Annotated in this window: 14 protein-coding genes and 1 tRNA gene; 10 read left to right on the top strand and 5 right to left on the bottom strand. The window is 41.2% G+C overall.

The window, feature by feature from the left end:
* Positions 1-67: 67 nt before the first annotated feature.
* From PY364_RS00075 to PY364_RS00065, 3 genes are all read left to right on the top strand, one after another.
* On the top strand, positions 68-580 hold the full coding sequence (locus PY364_RS00075) for a DUF1648 domain-containing protein (RefSeq protein ID WP_275519270.1): 513 nt from the start codon (positions 68-70) through the stop codon (positions 578-580).
* A gap of 122 nt (positions 581-702) precedes the next feature.
* Entirely contained in the window at positions 703-1,047 is a 345-nt protein-coding gene (locus tag PY364_RS00070; RefSeq protein ID WP_275519268.1) for a hypothetical protein, read from the top strand.
* Positions 1,044-1,250: a hypothetical protein gene (locus PY364_RS00065; RefSeq protein ID WP_275519266.1), complete on the top strand. Its 207-nt coding sequence runs from the start codon at positions 1,044-1,046 to the stop codon at positions 1,248-1,250. Before PY364_RS00070 ends, PY364_RS00065 begins: the two co-directional genes overlap by 4 nt.
* Positions 1,251-1,390: 140 nt before the next feature.
* Here the strand turns inward: PY364_RS00065 and PY364_RS00060 are convergent, their stop codons facing one another.
* The 3 genes from PY364_RS00060 to PY364_RS00050 are packed head-to-tail and all read right to left on the bottom strand — an operon-like array spanning position 1,391 to position 6,189.
* Positions 1,391-1,846, bottom strand: a complete 456-nt coding sequence (locus PY364_RS00060; RefSeq protein ID WP_275519264.1) for an aspartyl protease — start codon at positions 1,844-1,846, stop codon at positions 1,391-1,393.
* Positions 1,847-1,890: 44 nt separating this feature from the next.
* Positions 1,891-2,139 carry a hypothetical protein gene (locus PY364_RS00055; RefSeq protein ID WP_275519262.1) on the bottom strand — a complete coding sequence of 83 codons (249 nt, stop codon included), beginning with the start codon at positions 2,137-2,139 and terminating at the stop codon, positions 1,891-1,893.
* Positions 2,140-2,172: 33 nt separating this feature from the next.
* Entirely contained in the window at positions 2,173-6,189 is a 4,017-nt protein-coding gene (locus PY364_RS00050) for a tetratricopeptide repeat protein (RefSeq protein ID WP_275519260.1), read from the bottom strand.
* 250 nt (positions 6,190-6,439) lie between these two features.
* Between PY364_RS00050 and fraC the strand changes: the two genes are divergently transcribed.
* The 4 genes from fraC to larE all read left to right on the top strand — a co-directional run bounded on the left by fraC (position 6,440) and on the right by larE (position 9,590).
* Positions 6,440-6,934, top strand: a complete 495-nt coding sequence (fraC, locus tag PY364_RS00045; protein WP_275519258.1) for a filament integrity protein FraC — start codon at positions 6,440-6,442, stop codon at positions 6,932-6,934.
* A gap of 75 nt (positions 6,935-7,009) precedes the next feature.
* The gene (locus PY364_RS00040; protein ID WP_275519256.1) at positions 7,010-7,942 is read left to right on the top strand and encodes a DUF5357 family protein; all 933 of its coding nucleotides are present in this window, start codon (positions 7,010-7,012) and stop codon (positions 7,940-7,942) included.
* A gap of 16 nt (positions 7,943-7,958) precedes the next feature.
* Positions 7,959-8,732 (top strand): ABC transporter permease subunit, encoded by a 774-nt coding sequence (locus PY364_RS00035; RefSeq protein ID WP_275519254.1) that lies wholly within the window; start codon positions 7,959-7,961, stop codon positions 8,730-8,732.
* A 42-nt stretch (positions 8,733-8,774) separates the two neighbouring features.
* Positions 8,775-9,590: an ATP-dependent sacrificial sulfur transferase LarE gene (gene larE / locus PY364_RS00030; RefSeq protein ID WP_275519252.1), complete on the top strand. Its 816-nt coding sequence runs from the start codon at positions 8,775-8,777 to the stop codon at positions 9,588-9,590.
* Here the strand turns inward: larE and moaC are convergent.
* Positions 9,580-10,098, bottom strand: a complete 519-nt coding sequence (gene moaC, locus PY364_RS00025) for a cyclic pyranopterin monophosphate synthase MoaC (RefSeq protein WP_275519251.1) — start codon at positions 10,096-10,098, stop codon at positions 9,580-9,582. The genes larE and moaC overlap by 11 nt on opposite strands.
* A gap of 77 nt (positions 10,099-10,175) precedes the next feature.
* Between moaC and PY364_RS00020 the strand changes: the two genes are divergently transcribed.
* Positions 10,176-10,248 (top strand) — tRNA-Arg (locus tag PY364_RS00020).
* A gap of 74 nt (positions 10,249-10,322) precedes the next feature.
* On the opposite strand, the gene PY364_RS00015 is transcribed toward PY364_RS00020, so the two are convergent.
* Positions 10,323-11,582, bottom strand: coding sequence for an MFS transporter (locus PY364_RS00015; RefSeq protein ID WP_275519249.1), 1,260 nt, complete (start codon positions 11,580-11,582; stop codon positions 10,323-10,325).
* A 494-nt stretch (positions 11,583-12,076) separates the two neighbouring features.
* Here PY364_RS00015 and PY364_RS00010 point away from each other — a divergent pair, with 494 nt between their 5' ends.
* Together PY364_RS00010 and PY364_RS00005 are read left to right on the top strand one after the other, a co-directional pair.
* A complete protein-coding gene (locus PY364_RS00010) occupies positions 12,077-12,220 on the top strand; it encodes a hypothetical protein (RefSeq protein ID WP_275519247.1) in 144 nt (47 codons plus the stop codon).
* Between the two features lie 147 nt (positions 12,221-12,367).
* Positions 12,368-13,063: a transposase family protein gene (locus PY364_RS00005; RefSeq protein WP_275519245.1), complete on the top strand. Its 696-nt coding sequence runs from the start codon at positions 12,368-12,370 to the stop codon at positions 13,061-13,063.
* The last annotated feature ends 91 nt before the right edge of the window (positions 13,064-13,154 follow it).

Raw genomic sequence — 13,154 nt, 5'->3', positions numbered from 1 at the left:
TTGGGTTAGATTTTAAACAATAGTCTTCTCTTCAATCTTAATGGATCTTAATGGATATCTGACGACTATGACTAAGCGCTCTCGAAAGTCCCAACCTATTCTCAGCATTCCGCGATCGCCTGTGGAATTAGCGCTTGAGGTGGTGGCGGCTGTGGGTATTTTATGGGGTTGCTGGATTATTTTCCAGTCTTGGGATGCCTTACCTCAGCGCATTCCGATTCATTTTGGCTTTTCTGGGCGGCCTGATGCTTGGGGCGACAAAGTGGCGATCTGGATTTTACCGGCTGTCGCTGCTTTTTTTGAGGTGATGTGGGCAGTATTGGGGAATTATCCCCACACTTTCAATTATCCTGTGGCAATTACGGAGGAGAATGCGCGGGTGCAATATCAGTTAGCGCGATCGCTTTTGGCGTGGTTGAAGGTAGAAATGATCTGGCTGTTTGTGTGGATTTTGTGGCAGCAAATTCAAGTTAGTTTGGGTAAAGAGGAAATGGTAAGTGTCGGATTTGTGTTGAGTATTATAATGGTTTTTTTGGGAACATTTGGGGTGTATTTTAAGAGGGCTTTTTTAGCGCGTTAGAATTTAGAGGCTTTGACTCAAAAAATGTTAGCTGAAAAAGTAGGGGAATAAATCGCTTGCATAAAGTTAAGTAATTTCTGATATAATTAGCTTTGGTGTATTAGAAGTAAAAGTTTGATTTCATGGCCAGTTTATCGGATGAAACATTATTGGTAACTCTTTTCCGACAGGGGCGATTGCTAAAGCTTCTTGATGAGGTGACAAAAGCAGATATGACTATTTATGAGCGATTTGGCGAGACTGAAAACACAATGACTACTCTGGCACAACTCCAAAATTCCAGAGAAAGGTTGACTAATTCTTACACTCGCGTGGGTACTCTCTTACAGCGGGTACATGAATCTCAGCCAGAAGCTGATACCAGTCTGCTAGAATTATTCTATCGCTCAGTTGCAGAAGCGCTGGCTACTGCTGATGCTATAGAAGCTACTGTCAAAGAAACTAAAAGAGATTGGGACTTACTATGAACGATAAACCACAACTACCATCACCAGAGATTATTCAGAAAACTGTTGAGAATTGGCAAGAAGTTTGCCGCAGACTGGATGCTCTTAATGAGTTATTAGATATTGCTAATAATGCTTTTGAGGAACGCATTCTTAGCAATCCTGTCACAGCTTATCGTTTGCGGGGAATTAAGCCGAAAGCTATAGAGAAAGTAGGGGAATAAAAAGTTCATAGCCTTTTTAGACTCGGCGGTTGAAACCGCGTCTACACAGACGAAACCCGCCTACGCGGGTTTAATTTTTACAGTCCGCGTAGGCGGACTTTGCTTGTGTAGCAGCGATTTCAATCGCCCAATATTTAATATTATACCATCAAATATGTTTGCTTTTCATTCATCGGCAATACCCGCAGCCGTTGATTTTTCAAATCTGGTTCTAAACCTAATATTTCTAAGGGAGTGACACCTAACAAAACCGTGTTCACTCCTTCTGGCAATTCTAAACAATCAAATCTGCCTTCTCTCCCTTCTACAAAAAGTTGGACATCGGCAAAAATTCGACCTTTTTTGATGCCAGCAGATGTTTCTACATCTCTTTCTCCTACTTGAATTAAACCTAGTTGACTGATAATTTTAGCAGGTAAGGAGAGTAAAGTTGCACCCGTATCAACTAGGACTTGATCGAGGGTGAGAGTGCGAATTTCATCGGGGGAAATGAAGCCGCGATCGGCGAGAACTTTATCGATGCGATTGGTGACAGTTATTGTGGTGAGAACTTGACCCATTTGTTTTTCTTTTAGGTTCGGTAGTACAAGTGTCATTTTATTTCACCTCTTTAAAGTTGTTAGTGGTTAATTGTTAGTAGTTAATTGTTAGTTGTTAGTTGTTTGTTAATGAGTTTTGCGATCATTATTGGTTCTCCATCTTCAAGTGTGTAAATATCAGGCTCATCGTGCAGGAATTGAAACGCTCCTCCACTTTGGGCTAACTGGGTTATTTCCGAAGTTGAAGGATAGGGAATGTTACTAAATAATTTGGCTTTTATTAGCAATTGCTCCTCTTCCGAGAGTGTCTCGATGATTGGTACTAGGGATTCAATGAGTTTTGTGTTCATAGCTTAAAATATGTGGAGATGTTTTATTTTACTTCAATGTCGATTCAGTTTAGCGTATATTTGCCACCACATTATACAACCTAAAATCCAAACTAGGGCAAAGGGAAAGGCTATCAACCCCGCAACAAAGCACAAGGCAATTTGCCATTTACCTTGTTGTCCAAATTTAATTGCTGATTTTATACACTTGGGTAAAAACAAATCATCTGGAAATCTCCCAATTTCCATTAATATCTCGCTTGCTTGGGAAGAGGCTGCAAGTGCTTCTTTAATTTGGCCAGTCTGAAAATAAAGACGTGATAAGATTTGAAGGTAATTAGCTTCACCTTTGCGATCATCGCCGCTCTCTCGTTTGATTTGTAGTAACTCCTGATAGCACTCAATCGCTTGCTCAAATTGACCTGTTAACTGGTAAGTATTACCTAAACCCATCAAAGTATTGCTTGTAAACTCACGATGCCCGATATCTCGTAAAATTCGCAGTGCTTGCTGATAATAATCAATTGCTTTCGGGTATTCCTTTAAAAATCGGTAAGCATTGCCAAGATTGCACAGAGAACCACCTTCACCAGAGCGATCGCGGATTTCCCGTGAAATTTCTATAGATTGCTGAAGTAACTGTATCGCTTGTTGATATTGTGCGAGCGTATTGTAAGTATTGCCTAAATTTTTGAGGGCAAGAGCTTCACTTTTTCGATTGCGGATTTCCCGTGCAAGTTCCAGAGATTGCTGATAAGATTTTATCGCTTGCGGGTATTCTCCGAGGGAGTAGTAATCATTGCCTAAATTATAAAGGGAAATAGCTTCACCCCCTCGATCGCCCATTTCCCGTGCAAGTTGTAGAGATTTCTGATAAGATTCTATTGCTTGCTGGTATTCTCCGAGGGAGTTGTAAGCAATGCCTAAATTGCCGAGGGAAGAAGCTTCACTTTGGCGATCGCCTATTTTCCGTGAAATTTCCAGAGATTGCTCAAGGAACTGTATCGCCTGCTGGTATTGTGCGATAGCGTTGTAAGCAATGCCTAAATTATTGAGAGAATGAGCTTCACTTTGGCGATCGCCTATTTTCCGTGCAATTTCCAGAGATTGCTGAAGTAACTGTATGGCTTGCTGGTATTGTGCGAGGGCGTTGTAAACATTGCCTAAATTATTGAGTGAATTAGCTTCACCTTGGCGATCGCCTATTTTCCGTGCAATTTCCAGATATTGCTGATAAGATTCTATCGCTTGTTGATATTCTCCGAGAGAGTAGTAAATATTACCTAAATTGCCGAGGGAAATCGCTTCACCCCGGTGATCGCAGATTTCCCGTGAAATTTCCAGAGATTGCTGAAGTAAATGTATCGCTTGCTGGTATTGTGCGAGGGCGTGGTAAGCATTGCCTAAACCATTGAGGGAAATAGCTTCACCCTGGGGATCGAGGTTTTCGTGTGCAATTTCCAGAGATTGCTGAAGGAAATGTACGGATTGCTGATATTCTCCGAGGGAGTAGTAAGCATTACCTAAATTGGCGAGGGAAATCGCTTCACATTGGCGATCTCGGGTTTCCCGTGCAAGTTTCAGAAATTGCTGATAGAACTGTATGGCTTGCTGGTATTCTCCGAGGCAGTTGTAAGCACCACCTAAAGAAGTAAGAGAAGCCAAAAATCGTCTGTCTTCTCTGTCTTGGGGTTGCCAATTTTTAACTAAGCGATCAAATAGTTCGACACGGATTTGGTGATAACCGCGTAAATCCAAAAAATAGCCTACACACTCATCATAGCTACCACCACGAATCGTATCAAAAGCTTTAACATAGTCTCCCAACTCACACCAATGATAAAAGATTTCCAGATACTCTCTGACATCCTCTAAAGTCTGCCATTCCTGCTTAATTTTTTTCCTACTATCATAATAAGCGATCGCCCTTTTATGTACCTCTGTCAAATCCCCCGCTTTTTGCCTAGCATAAGCCGCAATCAACGGTTGAAACTTAAACCGCCACTCTCCATTAATTCTTTCCTCCTGTAACAAAGAACGTTTCGCCAAATCTCTCAACTCTTGTACAGAAACTTCCTCATCAATCAACCCATTAGCCGCTGTTACATCAAAACTTTGCCGATAAACACTCACAGCCAATAAAAGCTGCTGCAACTTCTCGGTAAGGCGGTTGAAACTCGCATCCAAAACCACCACAACTTGCACCATTTCTTGCCGATGTATCCCTTTAATTCGCTCATCGGCCATCAACAGACTTAAATCTGCTAAACCAAAATCTTTCAAGTCGGTAATTTTGGCATTTTTCCCCACTTCATCATTCAGGAAACCCGCGACTAACTTTAATAATAAGGGATAACCTGCTACCTTCTCGACAAACTCCCGCAATTCTGCATCAGTCCCTTGAATCCCCAAACTTTTTAATAATGCCATCCCTTCATCTGGCTTAATTCCCCTTAACTCCACCCAGCAGGGATTCACTTGATATAAGTCAGGGATTTCTTGACTTGTCACCAAAACTTCACTCTTACCAGCACATTCGATCCAGCGAGTAAAAAACGCTTTATAAACTGAATCTTGCCATCCGCCACCCGCTTGCAGCAGCGTTTCTAAGTTATCAACTACCAGTAAAAATCGCCCTTCCCGCAAACAATTTACCACCACTTCCACCAGCCGAGATTCCTCAATTTGCTCAACTATTCCTGGGGATTTTCCAAACTCCTTCAATATGCGCCGCGCTAAAACTGAAAAAGACGGTTTTTGGCTGACATCTGCCCAGAATTTCCCCTCAAATCCCGGAGTTTCTACATATAGCTTGGCCGCCAGAGTCGATTTGCCAACTCCCCCTAAACCGACAATGCCGATAAATTGATTGTTGTCATCATTCAACCAGTCTGTAAGTTGTTGGATTTCCTCAATTCTTCCTTGCCAATTGGTAATAGTTGGCGGCGGATCGCTGAAACTTATTGAACCTCCTTCTACTGGCTTTTCACCACGCATCCCTTCTAGGATTATCAAAATTTTTTCGTTACCACTCTCTATTGCGTCTTTAATCTCTTTTTGTCCTTCTATTAAAGTCTTTTGTCCATCTATTACCTGCTGAAACCATGACTGCATTTCTGCCTTAAGTTCCCGCAAAACTTCCTTAATTCTCTCTTCCGTCAAACCCAATTCTCGGAGGAGTTCGGCAAACCCAGAATTAATCTGATTCCCTAGCTGCTGGAAATTTTGCTCGGCATTTATCTTAATCTCTTCAACACTGGAATTAATTCCAGATAAATCTTGACTCAAGGTTTCTACTTGCTGAATTGCTATCTGGACATCATCAGATAACGGGTAGGGACACGGCAATGCCGTGTCCCTACTTTGAGAATTATTACCCTGATAATTTGTTATCAGTTTTTGCTGTTCCCTGAGAGTGGCATTAATTTCCCCCAACATCGACAGTGTTAAACCTGCAAACGCCTTTCCTCCCGATTCAAAATCCTGTTTGAGAACTTCTCGCAAAGCTAAAGTAAATTTAGTCTGTAATTGCGTCGCCAATTCCTTAACTACATCTTCAGGTAAATGCCTATTCGCCTCTCGACTCAACCAGTCTTTAACAAGAGATTTCCAAGCATCTAACGTCAAAACTGGCTGCTTAAAAAACTCCTCTGATTTCTGAGAAAATAGGGCTGAAATCTCTTCATCTTGAATTTGGGCAAAATCATCATCCCGTGTGCCTTTCGTAGCTTCAGCGATATTTTGCCAAGCTTTGACAGCGGTTTTTGCCAGGGCTTCAAGGTCTTTTTTATATTTAGGATAAATGTCAGCTTCAGCAAAGGATTGGATAATCAGCGCGATCGCTAATCCCACTGCATGAGTCAAGTCATGGTTAGCTAACTTTTCATCTGCATTCCGCAACCGCGTCGAGATGTGGCTTAAATGATGTGCCACCAAATCATTAGCAACAATGCCACTAGCAACAGCCGCTGCCATTGCCCCAATTCCCAGAGGGCATAATGTTCCGGCTACTACAATACCGCCACAAGTGACAAGTCGCGTCTGAATCTTACTTAAATCAGGTAGCTGCATAGGGGAGAAATTTTTAGCTCTAATTACTAATTATAGAGGCGATCGCTTTTCAGTCGCACCCGCCAGGGCTTAAAACCCCCGTCTAATAGCTAAAGTCCTCTAAAGAGGACTAAAACTTTATCTACTTAAACTTTGTTTCATCTACTATCATGTACTATATAGATTATGGCATCGCCACTCCACAAGTCTAACTTCTTCCTTCTTCCTTCTTCCTTCTTCCTTCCTCATCATGTTTCCCACTGTTTTACCCTTGCGTGCTGTTTTATCTCAAATTTTAATTTTGTGGTTAGCGATCGCAATAGAATCATGGTTCTTTCAAAAATTCCTAATACTCAATCCCAAAACCAGCGTCGAATATGCAGCAGTAATTAATTTATTTTCAACCTGTATAGGTTGGTTGATTTTTTTTATTTGGGAAAGCTTTCTATCAAAAAACGAATTAGAGCTGCTCATGGGGTATATCCTATTAGGACAGTGGAATCCTATTTCTGTCCTATTAATTGTAGGCGCATTTCTAATTTATACTATCTCTTTTTTAGGAAAATGGAAGGGCTTAGAAATATTACAACTTCTTTTGCAAGTCAATCAAAAAAAATTAGCTGTTTCAGCACCAAAGAAAAGTAGTACACTTGGCCACCGCCATAAAAAATTTGCTCAAGTATTCACTCAAGCGGGTGTAGTTTTAATAGCACATACTTGCAGTCATTGCGCCATTCTGCTAGTCTTATATCTAGAAAGCAAATGAAGACGGTTAAAATTTAACAGTTAATAGTTGACGGTTAAATTAAGTAGTTTTAATACTTCCAGGACTATTGGTGACATGAGAAATCTTATTAAGATTAATGTAATCTTACAAAAACTGTTGCTTCCACCTCAAGTTTTACATTGGAAAACACCTATATTAATTAGCCTATTTTTATTCCTCTTCTCAGCCTTAGCAATCAAGAATCCACCCCTCAAGAATACTCTAGCTGATTGTAGCTGGCTATTTTTAATAATTGGGATTGGTTGGCGGACAAGTCAGAATCCATTTATAATCTATGGAATTCCTCTTAGTCCTTGGATTACAGGAGCATTAATTAGCTGGTTTTTATCAGAAAATTTGACTCGCGATTCCCAATCTTTAGCAGTCATCTTTTGGCCCTTGATTTCAGTATGTCTTGCTGTTATAATTAAATTTATTAGTTCCGGTGCAAAACTGCAACCTTCTCCCCCATTAGTCCGCCCAATATTCTTAGTCATAATTCTGAGTCATACCCTCATAACTTGTTTTCTCGCATTTCATTTTATAATTCAAGATTGGCTAAAAGAATATCCAAGCTTATTAGCAGATGATTTTACCAATAGTGGTTTTGTCGTCAATTTTAAGAAGCAATCCATCAATAATTCTAGAGGAATAATTATGCTCAAGTTAATGGAGAATCAGCTAATAATCAAAACTCGAAAAAAATCCTGGGATACAGTGGCAAAATGGCTAATAGCTGTGAGCCGAAAAAAAGTTTCTATGCGAAATGAAATGTTTAAAAATCTCTCTCCTCTCGCAGAAAACTCTAAATGGGATATAGAAACTCGCGTAATCCAAGGACAGTCTCTTTATAGAATACAATGGTTAGCTATATGGCGCGGCCCTAGTGCCAAACCGGGAGGATATACCCTGAGTAAAGATTGTGGGGTAGCGAAGGTGTCAAATCGAGCAACCGTCAACTGTAACCCCATTAAGATATATAATCCTACTATGAGAATAGACAGATAAAAGGAGTAAACAAAGTATGAATTTGAGTAGAATGGTCACTATTGCTATTAATGTTTTTTGGGAAGTGATTCGGGATCGCGTTCTTTACCTAATTGTTTTTTTTGCGGTGTTAATGGGGGCAGCGGTGCGGTTTATCCCAGAACTAGCGGCAACAGCAGAAAGAAAAATTATCTTAGATATAGGCATTGCTGCTATTGGAGTTTTGGGCTTAATTGTTACAGTTTTTGTCTCCACTGGACTTGTTAATAAGGAAATCGAAAAGCGGACAGTTTATGTTTTAGTTGCTAAACCGATTTCGCGGTCAGAATTGATTGTTGGTAAGCATATAGGATTATCTATAGTCCTGGCTGTACTCGTAGCCAGCATGACTATTATTTATATAGCTATCCTAAGCTTTAGTCAAATTTCTTATCCATTAGGAAGCATTTTAATTGCCACATTTTTTGTCTGGATTGAGTTGTCCTTACTAACAGCATTAGGGATTCTCTTTGGCGTATTTACCAGTTCGCTACTGGCAACTTTACTAACCTTTGGAGTTTATTTAATGGGGCACTCAACCCGCGATTTAGTAGCATTAGGTAAGTTAACTAAAAACCCTGCAATTGAGCAACTAATGATGGGGCTGTATCTGGTTTTGCCCGACTTAGCGCGGCTAAATCTAAGAAATGATGCTATTTACGGTCAAGTGCCGCATATAGTTGCTTTAATCACTAATGCTGGCTATGGTTTGCTGTACATAGTGCTGCTGTTATCAATTGCGACCGCAGTCTTCTCGCGGCGGGAATTTTAAGGCATAATAGAAGAGAGAGGATAATGAAACGATCGTCAAATTATGTTAATAGAAAAACTCGAACAACTACAAAGTCTATTTAGACAGATGGATCGGGCATTAATTGCCTACTCTGGTGGAATTGACAGCACCTTAGTAGCGAAAATTGCTTTCGATGTCCTTGGAAATCGTGCCTTAGCTATTACAGCAGTTTCCCCATCATTATTGCCAGAAGATTTGGAAGATGCCCGCATTCAAGCCTTATCAATTGGGATTGCCCATGAAGAAGTACAAACTCAGGAAATGGCAAATCCTAATTATACTTCTAACCCAGTTAATCGGTGTTATTTCTGCAAGAGCGAACTACATGATACGCTGAAACCGCTAGCAATTGAACGAGGTTATGCTTATGTAGTGGATGGCGTTAATGCTGATGATTTAAAAGATTATCGTCCAGGGATTCAAGCAGCGAAGGAAAGGGGTGCGAGATCGCCTTTAGCAGAAGTAAATGTTACTAAATTAGAGGTGCGGGAATTGGCAAAAAAATTGGGTTTACCTTGGTGGGATAAACCGGCACAACCTTGTCTAAGTTCGCGTTTTCCTTACGGTGAAGAAATCACGGTTTTGAAGTTGCAAAGGGTAGGGCGTGCTGAGAAGTATTTGCGGCAGTTGGGATTAAAGAATCTGCGGGTAAGATCCGAGGGAGATACGGCGAGGATTGAGTTACCAGCAGAGGAAATTAAGGAGTTTGTATTGAGTGCAGATTTGCCGGAAATTGTGACAATATTTCAGGAGTTTGGTTTTGTTTATGTGACGCTAGACTTGGAGGGCTATCGCAGTGGAAAATTAAATCAACTCTTGTTAACTATTAACTATTAACAAAATCCCCAGATTTACCACCTGTCTTACTTACCAATCGAATCGATTCTATTTGGATTGACTTTTCTAAAGCTTTCGCCATATCGTACAACGTCAACGCGGCCACCGAAACTGCCGTCAAAGCTTCCATTTCCACACCTGTTTCCGCCTTAGTTTTGACCTCGGCGCGAATTTGATACCCCGGCAACTCGGCATCTGGTGTGACTTGTACTTCTATTTTTTGCAGGGGCAAGGGATGGCAAAGGGGAATCAATTGGGCAGTTTGCTTAGCCCCCATGATGCCAGCGAGTCTTGCGGTTCCCAAGACATCGCCTTTGGGGGCATTACCAGCTTGAATTGCGGCAAATGTCTCCGGTAACATTCGCACCTGGGCGGCGGCTACGGCTTGGCGGAGGGTGGGGGTTTTGGCTGAAACGTCCACCATTTGGGCTTCCCCGCGTTCGTCTAGATGAGTTAGTTGAGTCTCTGTGGGCAATTTAGAAAAATTTTGCTGGAGGTCTTGCGTCATTTTGGAAGTTGTGTTACTATTAATTTTGGTGCGAAAAAGATTTGTAGATTGAAAAATCCAAAATCTGAAATCAACCAGGGCTTGTAGCTTAGTGGATAGAGTGCATGGCTACGGACCATGAGGTCGGGGGTTCGAATCCCTCCAAGCCCGTTTTAAATTAAAAATGAAAAACTAAAAATGGCGAAAACAATTTTAATTGTCTTTCAATTTTTAATTTTACATTTTTAATTTTTCAGCGCGTAGACATCTTTACCTTGACCGAGGGAGAACCTTAGAGAGTGGGGTAAATCTTTGCTTGATTTGGTGATAAACAGGATTGTAGCGAAGATAGCGAGTATGCAGGCGATCGCAAACATATTTCTGTAGCCAAGATACTCTGCAACCAAGCCTAGTATAGGGCCTGCGATCGCAATTCCCAAATCAAACCCACCAACACATAAGGAGAAAAGACGACCTCGTTCGTGAGGTTCGCACCTGTCCGCCATTAGCGTTACCATCATGGGAACCACAGTTCCGCCACCAATACCTTCAAACAAGGCTGCTAGCAAAAAGGCATTGCTGCTGTTGGCGGTACACATAACTACCATAGAAAGAGCATAGCAGACCAAGCCGCCAGTAATAAAGATGCCGCGACCGTAACGATCGGAAGCTTTGCCGGTAGGTAAGCGGATAGCGAAACTGGCGATCGCAGCCATCGAGTAAAATAGTCCTGGATTTAAATTTACCTTTGTCTGCTGCAAAAACAAAGGCATAAATGTACTCAAAGTTCCAAATACCAAACCAACGGACACCAAAACTAAAGCGGGAATGCGAACGCGGGGACTCCAAAGCATTTGAAAATAAGACAAAATCTCATTAGATTTTGGACTTTGAATTTTAGATTTTTGATTAATCTTTGAAGCATCTATATAACCTGGTTCCCAAACCTGGTAAGTAAAGATTAAAGCCAACATTCCGAAAATGGAAGACATCATAAACAAAGGTGTATAACCCACCCAAGCTTGTAAATATCCGCCTATAGCCGGCCCAATAGCGATGCCAATCGGAGTAATCAAACTCATATAGCCGATTAATTCTCCCCTACGTCCTTCTGGTGATAAATCTGTCACCAAGGCACTATAACCAGTGCTAAAAGCGGCGATACTAATGCCATGAAAAGCCCGGATTACTAGCAACAAAGGGATTGATGTCACAAATAAATAGCCCATTGGTGCGAGTTCTGCTACTAACGCACCCACAAGTAATACCAGTTTTCTACCTCTAGTATCAGCCATCGTCCCCAACCAGGGTCGTGATAGCAATAGTCCGATGGCAAAAGCGCCCATGACTAAGCCGATTTGCTGATTTGTACCGCCGACAGACTGGATGTAAAGCGGCAAAGTTGGTAGTAAGGAACCCAAACTAGACCAAAATAATAGACCTGCAATGAATAACATTTGAAGGCTACGCCTTCGTTGGGGTTCAAGGGTACTAAAAACTTTCAATTTACAAATTCCTATTGATTTTGATTTTATCAATGTTATGACTTCGCGTTGCGATCGCACCTCATGCCTTTGACTCACCCAATCGGGTGAATTACATAGAACAAATTTTAAAACCTACTCTGTAGAGGCATTTTATGAATTCCTCCTACAATTTGGCTTTGAAGTTTTTGTCAAGATATATTCTAAACTTATCAGTGACAAATAACTTGTTACTGTACAAAAATATCGACCCGAACAACCTCGTTTTTTTGGATAAAATGGGCGTTCTATTGGGGTTGACACGAACCCACGCACGTTCAAGGTATGGTAGTAGAGTTTACGATTTAAAACCATTTGATCGGGGTGCAAAAGTCACTGTTATCGGAGCAATCAGCTTAAAAAAAGTAGTAGGATTAATGACGCTAAATGGGTCAATGGATAGGATTTTTTCGAGACCACATTAAATGAAACTGAATCAAAACTTCAGACCAAATTAAGGGTCTTGGCAACTTTTGGTGATCCGAACCAATGCCGAATGGCGATCGCATCAAACTCATATTATCCCGGCTGAGGTTGCCCTGCTCAAAAACGAAGTCCATCCAAGTGATTTCAAGAGTAGCGATCGCAATACTCCTTGCCTGTGCGCCTTACCTCCGTAATCTTTGTGACCCATGTAGATATGTCAGAGTAGCGCTCGCCAACTGCAAGCGATCGTCAATACCACCCAGTCACTCATCTAATATTGAAATGTACTCACCAAATAATTCTTCAACCCTCTTATAATTGAGTGTTATTAAGCACTCTAAATGAACATTACATTTGCAGAAATTATTCCCAGTTTACTACCCAGCCCCGAAATTTTACAATTAAATAGCTGGGAGTTGGACAAAACAGCAACTCAGATCGCAGTCAATGTCACTTCTGTCCAAAATCCAGTCAGATGTCCGGTTTGTTTAGCAGTAAGTCATCGCATTCACAGCCAATACAGACGAAAATTAAGTGATTTATCTTGGGCGAATTTCCGAGTCACTTTACAGTTAAATGTCCGAAAGTTTTTCTGTATCAATCCCCGATGTCAGCGCCGCATATTTGCGGAAAGAATTACAGATATAGCAGCAACCTGGGCAAGAAAAACGCAACGATTAACTCAACATTTAACAGCTATTGGTTTATCTTTAGCTGGGAATGCCGGAGTTAGATTAAGCCAATATTTCGGCTTCAAAGTAAGTCGCAATACTCTATTAAACTTAGTGCGTAGAATTCCCCTAGCGCCAATTCAAACCCCTAGAATTCTGGGAGTTGATGACTTTGCTTTTCGTAAACGCCACACCTATGGCTCTATATTAGTTGACCTTGAAAAAAGTCAACCCATAGCCATTCTCAAAGATCGTGAAGCCGAAACCCTAGCCGATTGGTTAAAAGAACATCCCGGTGTAGAAATAGTATCACGCGATCGCTCCCGAACTAAGGTTTATCAGGAAAAGCAATTGCCCAAAAATTAGGTATTGGTTGCACTACCGTGTTCCGGTACTTGCGGCATTCAACATTTCAAGAACGCAACGGTCGTAGTGACCGAGGACGTAGCAAGTTAGA

Source organism: Kamptonema sp. UHCC 0994 (assembly GCF_029167235.1).
Classification (GTDB): domain Bacteria; phylum Cyanobacteriota; class Cyanobacteriia; order Cyanobacteriales; family Microcoleaceae; genus Kamptonema.
Note: the sequence above shows the minus strand (reverse complement) of the source record. Positions and strands in the feature narration are given on the sequence as shown.